The sequence below is a fragment of the Aquitalea sp. USM4 genome (assembly GCF_004328945.1).
Lineage (GTDB): Bacteria > Pseudomonadota > Gammaproteobacteria > Burkholderiales > Chromobacteriaceae > Aquitalea > Aquitalea pelogenes.
In genome coordinates this window covers 4154532-4173995 of the sequence record NZ_CP029539.1, presented here as the reverse complement: position 1 = coordinate 4173995, position 19464 = coordinate 4154532, and the positions used below count along the sequence as shown (strand labels likewise).

General features: G+C 61.1%; 18 protein-coding genes. 14 read left to right on the top strand and 4 right to left on the bottom strand.

The genetic code is table 11. From position 1 onward, the window contains the following. The first annotated feature begins 159 nt into the window (after positions 1 to 159). Positions 160 to 1623, top strand: coding sequence for a coniferyl aldehyde dehydrogenase (locus DKK66_RS19160; RefSeq protein WP_131360619.1), 1464 nt, complete (start codon positions 160 to 162; stop codon positions 1621 to 1623). A gap of 304 nt (positions 1624 to 1927) precedes the next feature. On the opposite strand, the gene DKK66_RS19155 is transcribed toward DKK66_RS19160, so the two are convergent. The 3 genes from DKK66_RS19155 to DKK66_RS19145 all read right to left on the bottom strand — a co-directional run bounded on the left by DKK66_RS19155 (position 1928) and on the right by DKK66_RS19145 (position 5863). Continuing rightward, positions 1928 to 3553 carry a methyl-accepting chemotaxis protein gene (locus DKK66_RS19155; RefSeq protein WP_131360617.1) on the bottom strand — a complete coding sequence of 542 codons (1626 nt, stop codon included), beginning with the start codon at positions 3551 to 3553 and terminating at the stop codon, positions 1928 to 1930. Positions 3554 to 3945: 392 nt separating this feature from the next. Next, on the bottom strand, positions 3946 to 5157 hold the full coding sequence (gene zigA, locus DKK66_RS19150; protein WP_131360615.1) for a zinc metallochaperone GTPase ZigA: 1212 nt from the start codon (positions 5155 to 5157) through the stop codon (positions 3946 to 3948). Between the two features lie 34 nt (positions 5158 to 5191). Further along, positions 5192 to 5863: a DUF1826 domain-containing protein gene (locus tag DKK66_RS19145; RefSeq protein WP_131360613.1), complete on the bottom strand. Its 672-nt coding sequence runs from the start codon at positions 5861 to 5863 to the stop codon at positions 5192 to 5194. A gap of 154 nt (positions 5864 to 6017) precedes the next feature. Between DKK66_RS19145 and DKK66_RS19140 the strand changes: the two genes are divergently transcribed. From DKK66_RS19140 to DKK66_RS19130, 3 genes are all read left to right on the top strand, one after another. Next, positions 6018 to 6893, top strand: coding sequence for a metal ABC transporter solute-binding protein (locus DKK66_RS19140; protein ID WP_131360611.1), 876 nt, complete (start codon positions 6018 to 6020; stop codon positions 6891 to 6893). 62 nt (positions 6894 to 6955) lie between these two features. Further along, positions 6956 to 7687, top strand: a complete 732-nt coding sequence (locus tag DKK66_RS19135; protein WP_242673633.1) for a metal ABC transporter ATP-binding protein — start codon at positions 6956 to 6958, stop codon at positions 7685 to 7687. Then, positions 7680 to 8498: a metal ABC transporter permease gene (locus DKK66_RS19130; RefSeq protein WP_131360607.1), complete on the top strand. Its 819-nt coding sequence runs from the start codon at positions 7680 to 7682 to the stop codon at positions 8496 to 8498. Before DKK66_RS19135 ends, DKK66_RS19130 begins: the two co-directional genes overlap by 8 nt. A 320-nt stretch (positions 8499 to 8818) precedes the next feature. Here the strand turns inward: DKK66_RS19130 and DKK66_RS19125 are convergent, their stop codons facing one another. Next, positions 8819 to 9739 (bottom strand): LysR family transcriptional regulator, encoded by a 921-nt coding sequence (locus DKK66_RS19125; RefSeq protein WP_131360605.1) that lies wholly within the window; start codon positions 9737 to 9739, stop codon positions 8819 to 8821. A gap of 283 nt (positions 9740 to 10022) precedes the next feature. Here DKK66_RS19125 and DKK66_RS19120 point away from each other — a divergent pair, with 283 nt between their 5' ends. From DKK66_RS19120 to DKK66_RS19075, 10 genes are read left to right on the top strand one after another with little or no spacing between them, the layout of a single operon-like run. Next, entirely contained in the window at positions 10023 to 10949 is a 927-nt protein-coding gene (locus DKK66_RS19120) for a transporter (RefSeq protein WP_207389824.1), read from the top strand. Positions 10950 to 11002: 53 nt separating this feature from the next. Continuing rightward, the gene (locus DKK66_RS19115; protein ID WP_131360604.1) at positions 11003 to 12163 is read left to right on the top strand and encodes a S9 family peptidase; all 1161 of its coding nucleotides are present in this window, start codon (positions 11003 to 11005) and stop codon (positions 12161 to 12163) included. Between the two features lie 53 nt (positions 12164 to 12216). Further along, the gene (locus DKK66_RS19110; protein WP_131360602.1) at positions 12217 to 13143 is read left to right on the top strand and encodes a VOC family protein; all 927 of its coding nucleotides are present in this window, start codon (positions 12217 to 12219) and stop codon (positions 13141 to 13143) included. A 21-nt stretch (positions 13144 to 13164) separates the two neighbouring features. After that, positions 13165 to 13503, top strand: a complete 339-nt coding sequence (locus DKK66_RS19105; protein ID WP_131360600.1) for a Rieske 2Fe-2S domain-containing protein — start codon at positions 13165 to 13167, stop codon at positions 13501 to 13503. A gap of 43 nt (positions 13504 to 13546) precedes the next feature. Further along, positions 13547 to 14677 carry an FAD-dependent oxidoreductase gene (locus DKK66_RS19100; RefSeq protein ID WP_131360598.1) on the top strand — a complete coding sequence of 377 codons (1131 nt, stop codon included), beginning with the start codon at positions 13547 to 13549 and terminating at the stop codon, positions 14675 to 14677. A 60-nt stretch (positions 14678 to 14737) separates the two neighbouring features. Beyond that, a complete protein-coding gene (locus DKK66_RS19095; RefSeq protein WP_131360596.1) occupies positions 14738 to 15892 on the top strand; it encodes an MFS transporter in 1155 nt (384 codons plus the stop codon). Continuing rightward, a complete protein-coding gene (locus DKK66_RS19090; protein ID WP_131360594.1) occupies positions 15889 to 16704 on the top strand; it encodes a cyclase family protein in 816 nt (271 codons plus the stop codon). Before DKK66_RS19095 ends, DKK66_RS19090 begins: the two co-directional genes overlap by 4 nt. Positions 16705 to 16758: 54 nt before the next feature. Further along, positions 16759 to 17349, top strand: coding sequence for a cupin domain-containing protein (locus tag DKK66_RS19085; RefSeq protein WP_197715523.1), 591 nt, complete (start codon positions 16759 to 16761; stop codon positions 17347 to 17349). Further along, positions 17346 to 18329, top strand: a complete 984-nt coding sequence (locus DKK66_RS19080) for a fumarylacetoacetate hydrolase family protein (protein ID WP_131360592.1) — start codon at positions 17346 to 17348, stop codon at positions 18327 to 18329. The genes DKK66_RS19085 and DKK66_RS19080 overlap by 4 nt, the downstream gene beginning before the upstream one ends. After that, entirely contained in the window at positions 18326 to 19321 is a 996-nt protein-coding gene (locus tag DKK66_RS19075) for an NAD-dependent epimerase/dehydratase family protein (RefSeq protein ID WP_131360590.1), read from the top strand. The genes DKK66_RS19080 and DKK66_RS19075 overlap by 4 nt, the downstream gene beginning before the upstream one ends. The last annotated feature ends 143 nt before the right edge of the window (positions 19322 to 19464 follow it).

Sequence of the window (19464 nt, the reverse complement as noted above, 5' to 3'; positions counted from 1 at the left end):
ACGCGTGCCTGAATTTGATGGGGGCCGCCAACGCGACATCAGTCCTCTTGGCGGGCTGTTTGCTGGCAAACATGAGGCCGAATGATCCATCTGTTTGTTATCTACTTTCGGGGCATCCGGCAGCATCGCCAGTGAGCTTACGCACAAAGGGAAAACAGCATGAAGCGTGATGATGTCGATTTTGCCTCCCGAAGCGACGTGGGATGCTGGCTACAAGGCATTTTTGCTGCCCAGCAGGCCGCATTTGAAGCCGATCCCTGTTCCAATGCCAGGGAGCGACGGTCCAGGCTAGGCCTGCTCAAGCGGCAGCTCGGTCGTTACCAGGATGTGCTGGTTGAGGCGATGAATGCCGATTTTGGCTGCCGTTCTGCTACGGAGTCGAAGCTGTTTGACCTTCTGGGGTCCACGCTGGAGCTGAACCATCTGATCTCCCATGTTGGTCGCTGGATGAAACCGTCACGGCGTTCGACCGAATTGTTGTTCAAGAGCAATGTCTTGCAGGTGATATATCAACCCAAGGGGGTGGTTGGCATCATCGTGCCCTGGAATTTTCCGATCTACCTGGCGCTAGGCCCGCTGGCGGCAGCACTGGCTGCTGGAAACAGGGTAATGCTGAAAATGCCAGAGGCCGCCGCTAAAACAGGCAGGGTGCTGGCGCGCATGCTGGAAGAAGTGTTTGCCGAGGACGAAGTGGTGGTGGTGTTTGAAAAACTGCCTGACTACGAGTTGTTCACCTCACTGCCTTTCAATCACATCGTGTTTACCGGCTCGCCTGCAGTAGGTAAGGCCATCATGCGGGCGGCGGCAGATAACCTCATCCCGGTTACCCTGGAGCTTGGTGGCAAGTCACCCGCAGTGGTAGGGGTGGACTACCCTATTGAGGATGCAGCCAGACGCATCGTGCATGGCAAAACCAGCAATGCCGGACAGATTTGCGTGGCACCAGACTATGCACTGGTACCTCGGGCTCGTATGGATGCCTTTATCACCATGGCGCGACAGAGCTTTGCAACCATGGTCGGCATTAGTTATGCCAGCAACCGTAACTACACCTCCATCATCAATGAACGCCAGTTCCAGCGCCTGCAGGACATGCTGGCCGATGCCCGTGCCAAGGGGGCAACCGTCATCCCCTGTGCGCCCTGTGATGTCGATGAACCGAGGCGTCGCATGCCCTTGCACATCGTGCTTAACTGCAGTGCCGACATGCGGGTGATGCAGGAGGAACTGTTCGGTCCCATTCTTCCGGTGCTGGGTTACGACTCCATGGATGAGGTGTTGCGCTATTTGTCCCAGCGCCCGCGTCCACTGGCGCTGTATTGCTTCTCACACGACAGGCAGGAGCAGAACATCCTGCTTGCCGGCACGCGCTCAGGCGGGGTCACCATTAACGACTGGGGCTGGCATGTGGTGAACCATGATGCGCCCTTCGGTGGCAATGGTAATTCGGGTATGGGTACTTACCACGGTATTGAAGGCTTCCGGGAGTTGTCACACGCGCGCACTGTATTCAAGCGGCGGCGATTTTTTCCGACACAGCTCTTTCACCCTCCCTATGCATCATGGGTGCAAAAGCTGACGCTGCGGTATTTCCTGGGTAAAGCCGACCCGCTTTTGAAGTGACAAGCCAAGGTCGATACCGGGATGGTGGCCTGTCCTGCTGTCCTCGGAGAGCGGGACAGACCTCTCTCCAGGATTCTAATTGACACGTGAAATGGATGTGTCTGGTATTCCGTGTAAACCTGTCGCTCCACACTTACCTGTCGAGTGTCCGCTCTGGCCGACCTGTTGGCGTTGTGTCGGCTTGTTCGGCAGCAGCTCGGCCAATGCAGATGCGCGAACAGCTGATGAAAATGGCCGCGTTCCCATTGAAAGCGGCCACCAATACCTTCAGTAAACCGGACGGGTGTCACCAAGGGCTGACATGCTATAGCTGAAAGCGCGCAGTAATACCTTGCAAATCATGGGACAGGGAGCTTAGCTGGGCCGATGTGGTGGCCAACTCCTCCACGGTGGCGCTGTTCTCCTCGGCCATATGCGACACCCGCTCCATGTTTTGAGCCAGGCTTTGACTGGCGGTACGCTGTTCACCCAGAGCGTCGGTGATGTTGGCAATGCTGCGCTCGATGGCGTGGGTGCTGTTGCCAATCCGTTCTATGGTCTGCGAGGCCAGTTCGGTGCTGCTGGTAACGGCCTGCACACTATCCAGACTGGTATCCATGCTTCCAACAACGCGGCTGACGCCATGCTGGATGGAGTTGATCATCTGGGTAATTTCACTGGCGGAAGAAGTGGTTCGTTCTGCCAGCTTGCGTACCTCGTCGGCCACCACAGCAAAGCCTCGGCCCATTTCCCCTGCTCGTGCGGCTTCGATGGCGGCGTTCAGTGCCAGCAGATTGGTCTGGTCGGCAACATCGCGGATTACCGTGACGATGCTGTCAATTTTCTCCACTTCCTTGCTCAGCATGTTCATCTGGGTAGATGTGCCACTGACTGCATGGCTGACATCCTTGATGCGGGCCACCGAATCAATCACTTCCTTGCCACCGTCACGCGCCAGACTGCCGGTCTGCTGGGACTGGCGCTTGGCTTCGTCGGAGTTGTCGGCAACGTGGTTGATGCTGACTGTCAGCTGTTCGATGGTGGCGGCGGCTTGAGAGGTGGCTTCGGCCTGATGCTGGGCACCGCTGGCTACCTGTTCTGCCATGCTGGACAGTTCTCGGGCTGAGTCCGCCACATTGTGTGCATTCAACTGGATGGACTTCACGATCTCGCGCAGGCCACTGCGCATTTCCTGAATACCATGCGCAATCTGAATGGCTTCGTCCCGTGCCTTGGGGTAGTCCTCATCCTGGCCGGTGAGGTTTCCCTGGCGGATCTGTTCTACCAGCCGTGCCGATTTTTGCAGCGGGACGGTGATCAGCCGGGCGATGAACAGGGCGCAAGTCATGGCCAGTAGCAGGGCAATGCCACCCACCGTCATCATGCTGACCATGGCTTCCTGGTAAGCGCCGGTGGCATCCTGAATCGATTTTTGCATCAGCTCTTCCTGAAAGGAGGAAAACTCCTTCAGGCTGGCAATGTATGCATTGTTGGCCGGAGAGAGCTTCTGTTTCACCATGGCCGCAGCTTCAGCTGACTTGTGGCTGCGAATCAAGGGGTAGATCTGATCCAGCGCAGCGCTCAATGCCTGGTCTTCCTGCTTCAGCTGGGCAAACAAGGATTTGCCCTTTGCTGTGGAAAGCAACGGCTCTATCTTGGCCATGTCTTCATCCAGGCTCTTGTCCAGCTTGTCGGCCTTTGCCAGGTACTCCTCGGTATTGTCAGCACTGAATATGATGGCATTACGGATTTGCTGGCCTATATCCAGCGATTTGGTGGTGATGCTATTGGCCAGGCTGATTTCGGGGTAGCGGTGCTGCGTCATGTCGACGATTTTGCTATTGATGATTTTCATATTGAAAATCGCCACGCCCAGCAGGACGAACAACAGCATGATGACCAGGGTAAAGCCCCCGAGCAGTTTTTGTCTTACGGATAGTTGGCTCAACATGATCTTTCCCCACCACTATTATGATTTGTCGGGTCTGTCCGGTAAATTGATAAAAAACAATCCCTTACAAATAACCCGGTTTATTGCCTTTCTTTTGATAGACCAGAGCCCGGGTCAGAACAAGGGAATATTATTGTTGATGACGAAATGAAGTGTGTGTGCAGGCTTGTGGCATGGCATGCGTCTGTGCCGGGCAGGGCAGCCAGCGCAATATGGCAACGATGACTGAAGGCGTGATTGATGCGGCTACCCGTCTGGAACGACCAACCGCCGGAGCCCAACAGTCTGGCGGCAGTCTGGCCTGCGCGCTGCCTTGCACACCGGACGGAAGATGGCTCCGTTCATCTTGCCGGTATCCAGCAAGCAAGGCATTTCACTCCTGACTCTCTAGTTCAGGCAGTGTTCTCTGGCGGGTTCAAGGTCCAGCTTGGGAAGGGGTCGGCCAGGCCGGCGCTGCTTTTTTCCGTGGCTGCCAGTTCGGCATCGGTCAGCAGGCAGGCGTCAAACCGGGCAATCAGTGCGGCTTCGTCCATATTCATGCCGATCATTACCAGTTCCTGCTGGCGGTCACCCCATGGTGCTTCCCAGCGCGCCTCAATCATTGCCAGACTTTCCGGGTCTTCCGGCCAGTCTTCCCTGGCGACCGCTGCCCACCACAGGCCGGCACAGGAATGACGCGAGATGGCACCCGCCTGAGACCAGTTGCCTGCAAAATCAGGCCGACTTGCCAGCCAGAAGTAGCCTTTGGAACGTATCACTCCGGACCATTGGCATGAAAACCAGTCCCATAGCCGTTGTGGATGGAATGGCCGGCGGGCACGGTAGACGAAACTGCTGATGCCGTATTCCTCGCTCTCCGGTACATGCTCGCCACGCAACTCGGCCAGCCATCCGGCGGCCTCTGATGCCTTGTCGAAATCGAAGCGACCGGTATTGAGCACGCACTTGAGGGGGACCGTGCCAAACGCGCTGCGCACGATGTCGGCGTGCGGATTGAGCGAGCGCAGAATGCTGTCGAGGCGGTCCAGCTCTTGCGGGCTTACCAGATCGGTTTTGTTCAGCACGATGACGTCACAGAATTCCACTTGCTCAACCAGCAAGTCCACCACGCGGCGTTCATCTTCTTCGCCCAGGCTTGCACCTCGGTCAGTCAGTTGGTCGCGGCAACTGTAGTCGCGCAAAAAATTACAGGCATCGACCACCGTCACCATGGTGTCCAGCCGGGCAATGTCCGACAGGCTTGCTCCATCGTCATCCCGGAAAACAAAGGTTTCTGCTACCGGCAATGGTTCGGCAATGCCGGTCGATTCGATCAGCAAGTAGTCAAAGCGCCGGGAGCGTGCCAGTCGGCCAATTTCAAGCAACAGGTCTTCACGCAGGGTGCAGCAAATGCAGCCATTGCTCATCTCGATCAGTTTTTCTTCGGCGCGGGACAAGGCTGCGCCGCCCTCGCGTACCAGGCGGGCATCGATATTGACTTCCGACATGTCGTTGACGATGACGGCAACCCGCTTGCCTTCACGGTTGTTGAGGATGTGATTGAGCAGGGTGGTTTTACCGGCACCAAGAAAGCCGGACAGCACGGTGACAGGAAGTTTTTGCATGGTTTTCTCCTTGGGAATTCAAATCGGGCGCGGGCTACCAGATTGCATCCAGCGCCAGTAGTACACGGCATGGCTCAAGCGGGTCCGGGGTGGGGGAGCGGTGTATCGCTCCGCGTCCATGATTGCCCTGCCATTGCGTTCCCTTGAGCAGAAGCAGGGAAAAGGGTGGAGCCTGCCGGATGGCCTTGGGGTTACGGATAAGCCCTGAAGTCTCGTCCGGCATCCCTTGTGCCAGGTTGCCCAGCTTGCTGCGGTCGGTGGCTTCCTCACTGAGCCATTCGGTACCCTGGCCCTGGTAGGTGCACAACATACGCACGCCCGTCCGGTCGACATGAAAGCGCGGGCACATGGCACGATCGAGCACCTCAAGCCGCATGCCCACCTGTGGGCAGCCCAGCAGTTCGCCATAAATTTCAAGCAGATAAGCCATGTCCTGGACCAGGGCGTCACGTCCTGGCAGTGCTGCAAGTGCTGGAATATCCAGTGGCTGGCCCGGGGTGGCCAGGAGCCGGAATCCCAGCCCGAGCAAGCCTTGCTCGCCTGCTGCGGCAAAGTAGCGGGTGATGGACTCCACCGGGCTGCGCTGATACAGGCAGAGCTGCACATCTTCGTCGAAAATGCGTACAAGATCGGTCAAGCGGGCGGCATCGTGGAATGAAGTGGTGGGTGGTAAAGCGCAAGGCGCTGGCTTGAGGGCGACAGTCATTGTCGTGGCTCCTGGTCATCACAGTGCCCACCGCCAACCGTGGCGATCCGGTTTTGCCTGGCAGGTGGGGGCAGCAAAATAGTTTGCACAATGTTATATCATTACATAGAATCGACGAAGCGTTATAACATAACATTTGAAAGTGAGAATACACATGAATCGCATCACCCGCCTTGCTTCACTCCTGGCCCTGGCCTGCACATCGTTGTTGGCACAGGCATCCGGCCAGCCGATCAACGTTGTGGCTGGCGAGAATTTCTATGGCGATGTTGCGCAGCAAATTGGCGGCAAGCATGTGCATGTCACCAGCATCCTGAGCAACCCGGATCAGGACCCACACCTGTTTGAAGCCAGTGCATCGACAGCCAAGGCCCTGAGTGCCGCCAGGCTGGTGGTGTACAACGGCATCGATTACGACCCGTGGATGGCCAAGCTGCTGTCCGCTGCCAAAGCACCGGGTCGCAAGGAAATCGTTGCCGGTCAATTGATGCAAAAGAAAACCGGTGACAACCCCCACCTGTGGTACGACCCGGCCACCATGCCGCTGGTGGCGAAAGCGATTGCGCTGGAGCTTGAGGCTGCGGATCCGTCCAGCAAGGCCGAGTACGAACAGAACCTGAAACGCTTCCTGGATTCGCTGCAGGTGATCAACAGCAAAGTAAAGTCGATGCATGCCAGATACGCGGGCACGCCTGTTACCGCCACCGAGCCGGTATTCGGGTATATGGCAAGCGCACTTGGCTTGAAGATGCGTAATGAAAAATTCCAGCTGGCCGTCATGAACAACACCGAGCCGAGTGCCAGTGACGTTGCCGCCTTCGAAAACGACCTGAAAACCCATCAGGTGAAAGTGCTGTTCTACAACAGCCAGGCATCGGACCAATCGGCCAAGCGGGTTCAGAAGATTGCCAGGGAATCCAGAGTTCCCGTGGTGGGCGTCACCGAAACCACGCCAGCAGGCAAGCACTATCAGGACTGGATGCTTGGTCAACTGAACGCGCTGCATCAAGCCTTGTTGTCCGGCAAGTGATGAACGCACTTTCATTGCAACAGGTGACCGTTTCTTTCGCAGGAAGGACGGTCTTGTCCGACGTGAGCCTGGATATTGGCCAGGGACTCTTTATTGGCATGCTCGGCCCCAACGGGGCAGGCAAGACCACGCTGATGCGCACGATACTTGGCTTGATACAGCCAGCTGGTGGCAGCATCCAGGTACTGGGTGAGCCGGTCTCGCGCGGCAATGCTGCTATAGGTTATATCCCGCAGCTGCGCAGTCTGGCAGGTACCATGCGTTTGCGTGGCTGGGACTTTGTCGCCAGCGCTTGCAATGGTCATCGATGGGGCCTGCCCATCCTGAACAGGGCCGAGCGGCAGGAAGTGCACTGGGCGCTCGACATGGTGGGGGCTGCCGGGCTGGCACGACGCCCCCTCATGGAAACCTCAGGGGGCGAGCGGCAGCGGCTGCTGCTGGCACAAGCCTTGTTGGGGCGGCCACGCTTGCTGCTGCTGGATGAGCCCCTGATCAGTCTGGACCCGCACCACCAGCACGGGGTAGTGACGCTGGTGAAGCAAGTGCAGCAAGAGTTGGGGATTACCGTGATCTTCAGCGCGCATGAACTCAATCCGCTGCTCGGTGCCATCGACCAGGTGTTGTATCTGGGACGGGGTCAGGCTGCGCTGGGCAAGGTGGACGAGGTGATTACCACGCCGGTGTTATCGCGCTTGTATGGTTCCACCATTGATGTGATTCGCATGAAAAACCGCATTTTCGTGATGGCAGGCGATAGCGAAGTGGAAAAAGAGGAGCACTGTCACCATGCTTGAATACGATTTCATGCAGAACGCTTTCATCGCCGCGGGCCTGGTGTCCGTGCTTGCCGGTGTGGTGGGGTTCTTTCTGGTGATGCGCGGCCAGACTTTTGCCGGCCATGCCTTGTCACACGTTGGTTTTGCCGGTGCAACCGGCGCAGCGCTGCTTGGCGTGTCGCCCATGTGGGGGCTGATTGTGGTTACCTTGCTCGGTGGCGTTTCCATGGGGGCATTGGGCGAGCGCCTGCAGGGCAGTGACATCGTGATCGGCACCATCCTTTCATTGGCCCTGGGGCTGGGCATGCTGTTTCTCCATTTCTTTACGGCCTATGCCACGCAAGCCACGGCCTTGCTGTTTGGCAACGTCCTCGGGGTGAGTACCGAAACGCTATGGACATTGGGATGGCTGGGCATGGCTTGCCTGCTCTTGCTTGCCTTCATGGCCCGGCCCCTGGTGTTTGCCAGTCTGCAACCCGAGCTGGCAGAGGCCAAGGGCGTTTCTTTGCGTCATGTTTCCATGCTCTTTCTGGCCATTGTTGCCCTGACCACCGCTGAATGCATCCAGATTGTTGGCGTCTTGCTGGTCTTCACGCTGATGGTAGGGCCTGCGGCAACCGCGCAGAAACTGACCGCCCATCTCGGCGCCGGGGTGGTGTTGTCGGCGGTACTGGCACTGGCTGAAGCGTGGCTTGGCATTACCCTGGCCTTCCATACGGACTGGCCAAGCAGTTTCTGGATTACCGCACTCAGTGGAGGCGCTTACCTGGCCGTGACCGCAGTGCAGGCACAGAGCAAAAGACGCCTGCGGCATCCATCGTGTGGGTGAGGGTGAGATGAATGGGGGGCCGGACATCAGGACCGCAACCCCTGTTCCAGCCCGCGCTACCACTGCAGCCCGCAATGCGTGAATCGGCTTTGTAAGCGCTGTAAAAGCCGATGCTGCGGTATGCCCAGGCTAAGGCTGGGTCACTGCCAGCAGCTCTACTTGGTCTTCTTTTGCTGCGCCCGGTACTGGCAGCCTGGCATCTGTTTTTTGTGCTGCACAGATCTTCCTTGCCCGCTGTCGTGTCATGCCCCGGCGAATGCTTCCTATCACAAGCCAGTTCATTTGCCGGCATGGCCGGGCTGTCCGCAGCTGCGGCTTCATCAGCCCATGTCCTCTTCCATCTCGCGCGCGCTCTCCAGGATGATCTGACGCAACCATTCAATGCCGGGGTCATTGGTGCGATAGCGATGCCATTGCATCATCTGATGCATCTGCGCCAGCGGTAGCGGGCTTTCCTTCAATACCACCGGCAGCAGCGGTGCCAGCTTGTGTGCCAGGCGGCTGTGTACGGTGGCGATACGGTCCGTCCCCTGCACCAGTTCCACGCAAGAGGCAAAGCTGAAACTGGTTACCTCCACGCGTCGCGCAAAGCCCAGCTTGTTGGCCATCCATGCTTCCACCGAGCTGGAGTTGGTGCCGGGCGGCACCATCACCACATGGCCGGCGTTCATGTAGCGCTCCAGCGTGAGCTCGCCTTCGGACAAGGCGCTGCCGCGCCACACCGCGCACACGTGGCGTTCGATAAAGACTTCTTCGGCAGGGTGGTCGGGCGTGCAGAATTCCTGCGGCAGCACCAGCAAATCCACCTCGGCGCGGTCCAGTGCGCGCGTCGGGTCCTGCACCTGCGGGATCAGCGCAAAGCGGATACGCGGCCCCTGGGCATGCGCACGCGCAATTACCCGCGGGATCAGCACGCTCAGGCTGAAATCCGACACCGAGATGCGGAATTCCCGGTTCGATTCGCCAGGAATAAAGGCTGGCTTGGCCGAGATGGAGCCTTCGATACGCCGCAGCACATCGTTGACCGCGTCGCGCAGCACCTCGGCGCGCTGTGTGGGTTGCATGCGGCGTCCAACCTGGATCAGCAATTCGTCATCGAAGTATTCACGCAGGCGCGCCAGGGCATTGCTCATGGCTGACTGGCTGAGATTGGTCTTCTCGGCGGCGCGGCTGATGTTGAGTTCGGTGAGCAGGGCATCCAGAGCGACCAGCAGGTTCAGATCAAGCTTGTTGAAGCGCATGGACAAGTCTCCACGGTGGGCGGCCAGCGCTGCTTGCGCAGGCTTGCTGGGTGCGGTCAGGTATTGATGCCGTCCATAGCATGAATCAAAACAATCCATTTGATCAATATCAACCTCGCTCTTAATGTTGACTCATCCGCTGCACGGCCTCGCAGGGAAACACGAGAAAAGGCCGGCACGGCAAGTCGGTGGTGCTCCCCGCACCGCTGTTCTGCCTGGCCCAGACAATACGCCGCAACGGCGAAACAACAAGCCAGGCAAGGTAGGAGACTAGGAGACAAAAATGAAAACCAAACACGCACCAGCCCGTCGGCTGGCCGCTTATGCTGCCTTGAGCGTTCTGGGTGCCGGCAGCATGCAATCCGCGCTGGCCTTTGAAAGTGGCATTTCGCCATTCCCGACCGGATCGACCAGTGAATACATCGCCGCCTTGCCGCCCATTCCGGGGGTGTTCGCAGTGGAACAGTTCAACTACAGCAGTTCGAACGGCCTCTACGACAACCAGGGTAACAAGCGGCCCATTCCGTTCAAGTCCGACGCTTTCAGTTCCACCACCCGCCTGCTGGCTTCCTATGGCGTGGAATTTCTCGGTGCCAAGGTGTATTCGCAACTGGTGCTGCCGCTTGTTTCACTGCATACCGAAGTAGCGGGGCAGGGCGAGACCCACAATGGCCTCTCCAACGTCACCGTCACCCCGCTGCTGCTGCGCTGGGACGTGGCGGCCAACACCAATGTCACCTGGGGGTTCGACTTTGCCCTCAAGAGTGGTGCTTACGACCCGGCCCGCACCAGCGTGGCCGTGGGTTACAACTCCTACCAGCCGGTACTGGCCATCCGCCACAACGACCCGGACGGCCTGGACCTGGGCATTTCCAACCGCCTGCTCTTCAATGACAAGAACAGCGATACCCACTACCGCTCTGGCTCGGCCTATGTCGCCGACTTCATTGGTGGCTGGAACTTCGGCAAGTGGAAGGTCGGCGTGACCGGCTCCTATCTGAACCAGTTCACCGACGACAGCCAGAACGGCAGCACCATCACCGGCAACCGCGCCCGCAGCTTCGCCATCGGGCCGACCGTGGCCTACAACGCCGGCAGCTTCAACATCAACATGAACTACCAGCAAGGCGTGTATGCCGCCAACACGGCCAAGAGCAATGCCGTCTGGATCAACTTCGCCATGCCGCTGTGGCTGGACGGGCGGCACTGAGCCTATTGGACGCCGCATTCCCCGGCATCTCTCATCATCCAAGGAGTAAAACCATGTTCCGTTACTTCCCGACGAACTATGTCTGGAATCTTTCCGTCGATCTCGCCATCGAGATGGGCGCGCGTATCGGAGAAATCGAAGCCATGTGCGCGCCTTTGCAAGATGCCGCCAGGCAGCCGGACGCGGAAGGCACTGCCGCCTTTCGCGCCACCTGGGCCGACATGGCAGAAAAGCTGTGCAGCCTGGCTGCCGAGGACGAAGTGCGCGGGCGCTTGCTCTCGGCCGGTGCCAAGTACAAGCGCGCAGCCAGCTATCTGCTGACCTGTGAACGCCTGCAGGGGCACGGTGCACCGGGCCGGCTGGAACTGTACCGGCGCTTCCTGGAGGTGTTCCAGCGCGGCATTGCCTTGTCGGGCGAGAACTGCGAGCGCGTGGAAATTCCTTATGAGGGCAAGGTCATTTCCGGGCTGTATGTCCGCGCCAGCAAGGTTGATGGCCCGGCACCGGTGCTGGTCCAGCTCAATGGGCTGGATTCGACCAAGGAAATGAAATACATGGTCGGCCTGCCCGGCTGGCTGGCCGAGCGGGGCGTCTCCTCGCTGGTGATCGACCAGCCCGGCACCGGCGAAGCCCTGCGCCTGCACGGCCTGACCGCACGTTTCGATGCCGAGCACTGGGCGCGCCACGTGGTGGACTGGCTGGAACAGCGCGACGACGTGGACCCGGCACGCATCGGCTGCGAAGGCGTCTCGCTGGGCGGTTACTACTGCCCGCGCGTGGTGGCCATGGAGCCGCGCTTTGCCTGCGGCGTGGTGTGGGGCGCCAATCACGACTGGCGCGATGTGCAGAAGCGCCGTCTGGAAAAAGAGGGCGACTTCCCGGTGCCGCACTACTGGCAGCACGTGTGCTGGGTGTGGGGTGCGAAGGACATCGACGACTTCATGCGCATTGCCGAAGACGTGCATCTGGATGGCGTGGTCGAGAAAATCCGCGTGCCTTTCCTGGTAACCCACGGCGAGAAGGACAGCCAGATTCCGCTCAAGTGGGCGCAGCGCACCTACGAACAACTGGTCAACAGCCCCAAGCGTGAATTGAAGATTTTCACCGAGCGTGAGGGCGGGGTGCAGCACGCCAGTTTCGACAACTCCATCAATGCCGGTCACGTCATCGCTGACTGGGTGGCCGAAACCCTGGGCGGGCGTACCAAGGCCTGATGTCCACCGCACTACGCAATACCAAAACACTCAGTCAATCAAAGGAAATACCGATGAACATCATTGGCCCCGATGCCCTGGTTTTCGGCGTGGATGATCTGCCCGCCTGCCGCCAGTACCTGCGCGACTACGGCTTGAAAGATGCAGGCGGCGACCGTTTCGAAGCCCTCGATGGTACCGCCATCGTGCTGCGCGCCGTGGACGACGCCACCCTGCCACCGGCCATGGGTACGGCCAGCCTGTTGCGCGAAACCGTCTATGGCGTGGCCGATGCCGCCACGCTGGACGCCATCGAAGCCGAACTGCGCCGTGACCGCGAAGTCAGCCGTCGCGATGGCGTGGTCCGCAGCGTCGATGACATGGGCTTTGCGCTGGCTTTCCAGCTGACGGTGCGGCGCGATCTGGCGCTGCCTTCCGAGCGGGTCAACAGCCCCGGCGACACCCAGCGCCCACCCAATCAGCTGGGTTTGCCTGCGGACTTGCCAGCGCTGCCACGCACCCTGTCGCATGTGGTGTATTTCGTGCCTGATGTCGCCAGGGCCGAGGCTTTTTATCAGCGCCTGGGTTTCAGCTGCACTGACCGTTTCACCGGTGTGGGGCCCTTCCTGCGCCCGGCCGGCACGCAAGATCACCACACCCTGTTCATGATCCAGACGCCGCCCTTCATGAAAGGCTGCGAACACTTCACCTTCCACATGGGCGGCCCTACTGAAGTGCTGCTGGCCGGGACCCGCTTTGTCGAGAAGGGTTACCAGAGCTTCTGGGGGCCGGGACGCCACCGCTTTGGCAGCAACTGGTTCTGGTATTTCAATTCGCCGCTGGGCTGCCATGTCGAATACGACGCCGACATGGACCTGCACGATGAACAGTGGGCCGCGCGCGAAGCGCCCATGGGCGCGGATGCCTCGCAACTGTTCCTGTTCCAGTACCGTGAGAAGTGGGCACCGGGCAGCCCGCCGCCGCCTGGCGCGGCACACTGACCTTGCCGCGCGGAGACAGCCATGTACCTGTGCCATATCAGCGAATTGCCCGAGGACGGCGCGCGCGGTTTCGATACCGCAGGCGCAGGGCAGGCCACCATCTTCCTGCTGCGCAAGGGCGAACAGCTGCGCGCCTGGCGGGACTTCTGCCCGCACCACGGCACGCCGCTGCCGTGGCGGCGTGATGCCTATCTCGATGCTGGCGGCCAGCACGTGGTCTGTGCCGCCCATGGCGCGCTGTTCGATCCACTCAGCGGGTTATGCACGCTCGGCCCTTGCCTGGGCGACAGGCTCACCCCGGTGCCATTGCGCATCGATGACGCAGGTGGCCTGCATGTGGCCGGGGGTGAGCAGATTTAATTCGTGCAAGAAAAATTCAACAAGAAAATAAAGGAGACACATCATGACACTAGCAGCACAACGCATCCTCATCATTGGCGGCGGCTTTTCCGGCATGTCGGCCGCCATCGACCTGCGCCGCCGTGGCGCACACGTCGAACTGGTCGAACTGGACGCCCAGTGGCGCAACTATGGCGCCGGCATCAGTCTGGGACCGGCCACCCTGCGCGCCTTGAAGCAGCTGGGTGTGCTTGACGCCTTCCTGCGTGAAGGCGCAGCCGGTGACGGCGTGCGCCTGTATCTGCCGCATGGCCCGCAAGTTGCCGAACTGCCCACGCCGCGCCTGGCTGCACCCGATGTACCGGGCGGCGGCGCGATCCTGCGGCCGGTACTGGCCCGCATCCTGGCTGATGCCACCCGCGCCGCGGGTACCGACGTGCGCCTGGGCTGCACCTTCACCGCACTGCGCGAAGTCGGCGAGCAAGTCGAGGTGGACTTCACCGACGGCCAGACCCGCCGCTACGACCTGGTGATTGGCGCTGACGGTCTTTATTCCAAGCTGCGCGCCGAGGTCTTTCCCGACGCCCCCAAGCCGCGCTATAGCGGTCAGGCGGTGTGGCGTGCAGTGCTGCCGCGCCCGCCAGAAATCGTCACGGCCACCATGTGGCTGGGGCCGCGCATCAAGCCGGGCGTCAATCCGGTTTCCCGGGACGAGATGTACCTTTTCGTCACCGAGCCGCGCCCGGTGAATGAGCATGTTGATCCGGCGACCTTCGTCAGCCATCTGCGCGGCCTGCTGGAAGGCTTCAGCGCTCCGGTGTTGCAGACCATTCGCGAGCAGATTGACGACAAGGCCCGCATCATCTTCCGTCCACTGGAGGGCCTGCTTTTGCCGCGTCCGTGGTACCGGGGCAGGGTGGTGCTCATCGGCGACGCCGTGCATGCCACAACCCCGCACCTGGCTTCGGGTGCCTGCATCGGCATTGAAGACGCCCTGGTGCTGGCCGAGGAGCTGGCGCGCCATCGCCAGGTGCCGCTGGCCCTGTCGGCCTTCGAAGAGCGCCGCTGGGAGCGCTGCCGCATGGTGGTGGAGAACTCGGCGCGGCTGGGCGAGATCGAGGTCGAAGGCGGCGACAAGGAAGAGCACTCCCGCATCATGCGCGAGTCGCATGCCGCGCTGGCGCTGCCGATCTGAATTTCCGGACCACATGGACGATTGATGTTTCTCAATTTGCGTGCAACGCAAGGAGACAAGATGATCACGAGCAATTCCAAGCGAGCGTTGGCTGCGCTGATGCTGGCGCATTGCGCCGGCATGATAGACCTGGTCGCGCTGCCGATCTGGGTCGGCACGCTGGTGGCGCATTACCATTTCGACCCCATGCAGGCCGGCTTGCTGGCTTCGCTGTTCCTGGGCGGGGCCGTGCTGGCCAGCGCCATGCTGGCGCCGTACTTCAACCCGGACACGGCGCGCTGGCAGGCCGCCATCGGCTTCAGCCTGTCGGCCCTGCTGTTTGCCGTGGCGGCGCAAACCAGCCACTACCTGCTGCTGGCTGCGCTGCATGCTGCATGCGGCATCACCACCGGGATGTCGCTGAGCGTTACGCACGGCACCATCGCCAGGGGCAGCAATCCGCATCGCGGCTTTGCGCTGGTGGGCATTGCGCTGGGTGTGTTCGCCATCCTGTTTCTCGGCGCTGCACCGCCGATTGTCGCCAGCCTGGGTGGCCCGGTGCTGTTCTATCTGTTTGCCGGTGTGATGGCCGTGGGTGCACTGGCCTGCGCCCTGGCCTTTCCGCGTCCTTCTGGGGATGGTCTGCCACGGGTCACCCAGCCTCGCCAGCCAGTGCCGCGCCAGATCTGGTACGGCATTGTCGGCATCGCCTGCATGGGGCTGGTGCAATCCATGACCTTCAGCTTTCTGGAACGCGTCGGCAGTGATCGTGGTTTCGGCCTGAACGCCGTGACCGGCGTGCTGATCGCACTGGGCTTCGTCAACCTGCTGCCGGCACCGCTGGCTGCGCTGCTGGAAAAACGCCTGCCGGCCCGCACCGTGCTGATGGCAGGCCCGCTGGTGCAGGCCCTGCTGGTGGTGGTGATCATGTCCTCGGTGCACTTTGCGCCTTATGCGGCGGCGGCTTCGGTGTTTGCCGCCGTGATGATCTTCACCCACACCTTTGCCTTTGGCCTGATGGCCCGGCTGGACCGCAGTGGCCGTGCCATGGCGGCCACGCCCGCCATGCTGATGACCGGTGCGGCCATCGGCCCCATCCTCGGTGGCACGCTGGTACAGGGCTGGGGTTATGCCAGCCTGGGGCCGGTGACGCTGGTGCTGGGTGTGGCTGCATCGTTCTGTTTCTCGCGGCTGCCGCGCAGCAGCGCTGTTCAAACCCAGGAGGCACTGGCATGACCGCATCCTTGCAAGCCCGTCGGCGTCATCGTTTTGTCGATTTGTCCATCTATCTTGAAAACGACGTGCTCTCCGATCCGCCGCCGCTGGCGCCGAAGATCACCTATCAGACCCATGCCGACACCCTGCCGGAATTCATGGCCATGCTGCCCGGCACCCGGCCCGAGGATTATCCCGACGGCGAGGCCGCCGCTGCCGAGTGGGTAACGCTGACCACACACAATGGCACTCATCTGGATGCGCCCTGGCATTTTCATTCCACCCAGGATGCCAGGAACGGCGGTGCGCGCCCCTCCATCACCATCGACCAAGTGCCGCTGGAGTGGTGCTTCCAGCCTGGCGTCAAGCTGGACTTCCGCCATTTTCCCGATGGCTATGTCGCTACCGCCGCCGATGTGGAAGCCGAACTCAGGCGCATCGGCCACCAGCTGCAGCCGCTGGACATCGTGGTGGTCAACACCCGTGCCGGTGCGCGTTACGGACAGCCGGATTATCTCGGTGCCGGCTGCGGCATGGGCTACGAAGCCACCATGTATTTGCTGGAACGCGGCGTACGCCTGACCGGCACCGATGCCTGGAGCTGGGACGCGCCGTTTTCCTACACCGCCAGGCGCGTGGCCGAAACCGGCAACAAGGCCTTGATCTGGGAAGGGCACAAGGCCGGCCGTGACATCGGCTATTGCCACCTGGAAAAACTGCACAACCTGGAAGCCTTGCCCGGCCATGGCTTCACCATCAGTTGCTTCCCGCACAAGATCCGTGGCGCCAGCGCCGGCTGGACGCGGGCGGTGGCGATTTTCGACGAACCCTGAATGCCTGCTTTACCAGCAGCAGACTGACGCCAGGCAAGCCATTTACAGGAGCTCATGATGTCCTTTCCCCCCATTCACCGCGTCGTCACCGGCCACGACGCGCAAGGCCGGTCTATCGTCAGCAGCGACGGCCCGCTGCCCACCATCGTTGAAGTGGCAGCCATTCCCGGCACGCTGTTCCATGAGGTATGGAGCACCAGCACCACCCCGGTGTGCGTGGACAACGGTGCCGATCCTACCCTGGGTGCGCTGGTGCTCTCGCCGCCGGAGCAAGGCACGCGCATCCGCTTCGTCGATATTCCGCCCGATACCGCAGAGTTTCTTGCCAGCGCCGACAGCAAGATGCACGAAGCCTTCAGCCAGATCGGTGAAGCTGCCGCCTCCACCGTGCAGGCCGACTCGCCACATCCGCTGATGCACCGCACCGAATCTGTGGATTACGGCATCGTCATCGAAGGCGAGATGACGCTGGTGCTGGAGCGCGGCGAAGTCGCCCTGAAACCCGGCAGCGTGGTGGTGCAGCGTGGCACCAACCATGCCTGGGCCAATCGCTCGGGCAAGCCTTGCCGCATGCTGTTTGTCCTGGTTGATGGCCAATACGACCCGGCGATTGCCGCTCAACTCTCCAGGGGGAATGCAGCATGAAGTTCGCCACACTGCGTGACGGCAGCCCCGATGGCAGGCTGGTGCTGGTGTCCCGCGATGCCCGCAGCGCCTTGCCGGTGCCACAGGTCGCCCGCAGCCTGATCGATGCCATGGCGCGCTGGGACGAGGTGCTGGCGGCATTGATTGCACACGATCAGGCACTCAACGCAGGCCGCGCCGAGGGCGTCATTGCCTTCGATCCGCAGCAGTGCATGGCACCACTGCCGCGCGCGCCGCAGTGGCTGGACGCCTCGGCCTTTCTGAATCATGGCCGCCTGATGGAGGAGGCGTTCAAGACGCCGCCGATTCCGCAGTTCGACACGGTTCCGGTGATGTACCAGGGCGCCAGCGATGACTTCCTCGGCCCGCATCAGGACGTGCCGCTCCCTTCGGAGCAGGAGGGCATCGATTTCGAAGGCGAGTTCGGTGTCGTCATCGGCCCGGTCGCCATGGGAGCGACGCCGGATGAAGCCATGCGCGCCGTGCGTCTGGTGGTGCAGCTCAATGACTGGAGCCTGCGCGCACTTGGTCCGCATGAAATGAAGACCGGTTTCGGCTTCCTGCAAGCCAAGCCGTCCACCGCTTTTGCGCCCATCGCCGTCACGCCCGATGAACTGGGCGAGGCCTGGCGCGATGGTCGCGTGCAGATGCCCTTGCATGTGCAGTGGAATGGCGAGCGTTTTGGTCAGCCGCACGGTGGCGAGATGAACTTCTCTTTCGGCCAGCTGATCGCCCACGCTGCGCACAGCCGCCGCCTCACCGCCGGTTGCATTATCGGTTCCGGTACGGTGTCCAATGTGGCGCGCACGGCAGGCTCGGCCTGCATCGCGGAGCGACGGGTGATCGAAAAGATCGACCTGGGCGAAATCCGTACCGGCTTCATGCGCTTTGGCGATGAGGTCCGCATGCAGGCCTGCTACGAGGATGGCCGCCCAGGCCCCTTCGGCGTGGTGCAACAGCGCGTGGTGGAGGCGTCATGAAGGTTCTGGTCACTGGCGCAGGCGGCTTCATCGGCACCGTGTTGTTGCAGTTGCTGCAGCAGGCAGGGCAGGTGGGCGCTCAGCCCATCACTGCTCTGGCGGCGCTGGACCGGCAATTGCCGCCGCTGCCCGGCACGGTTGAGCGCATCGAAGGCGAATTGCAGGATGCGCAGGTGCAGGCGCGTATCGCCAGTTTTGCAGCGGATGTCTGCTTTCATCTGGCCGCCCTGCCTGGGGGCGCGGCTGAAGCCGATCCGGCCTTGAGCCGCCGCGTCAATCTGGATGCCACGCTGGACCTGTTTGCATCGTTGGTCGCCGAGCGTGCGGCATCGGCCAGGCCACCGGTGGTGGTGTATGCCAGCACCATTGCCGTCTATGGCACGCCCTTGCCAGACCCGGTGACGCCGGCCACGCCCACACGGCCAGCGCTGATTTATGGCGCGCACAAGCGCGCCTGCGAAATACTGCTGGCCGACGCAACGCGCCGTGGACAGCTGGATGGCCGATCGCTAAGGCTGCCGGGCATTGTGGCGCGTCCGCGCGTGGCCTCGGGGCTGGTGTCGGCCTTCATGAGCGAACTGATGCATGCCCTGGCCGCAGGCGAAGCAGTAACGCTGCCGGTCGGCCCGCAGGCCACCGCCTGGTGGATGTCAGCCCGGCGCTGTGCCGAGAATCTGCTGCATGCCGCAACCATGGACCCGGCGCTGGACACGGATGGTCACAGCGAGCGCACCTGGGCGATGCCGGTGCTCAGGCTGTCCATGCTGCAAATGGTGGAGACCCTCTCTGCCTTGTATGGCGTCGATGGCCGGACACTGGTGCGCTATGCCCCGCAAGAACAGGTGGAAGCCGTCTTTGGCCGCTATCCCGTCCTTGATGATGCCGTTGCACGACGTCTTGGGCTGCGCGATGACGGCTCGGCAGAGGAGCTGGTACGGCGCGCATTGTTTCCCTTCTCCTGTGCTTCCCGGACAAGCAGCTTTGTAGCATGACCGGGAAGTTGGGGTGGATGCGGCATGCTGTCGCATCCACCCCTCTTTTTATCTTCACGACGGATAGGGAATAAACCAGTGCCACGCTATTGAGTGGTGCCGGATATTAGTGCCGATTCAGACAGCCATGGAGATCAAACATG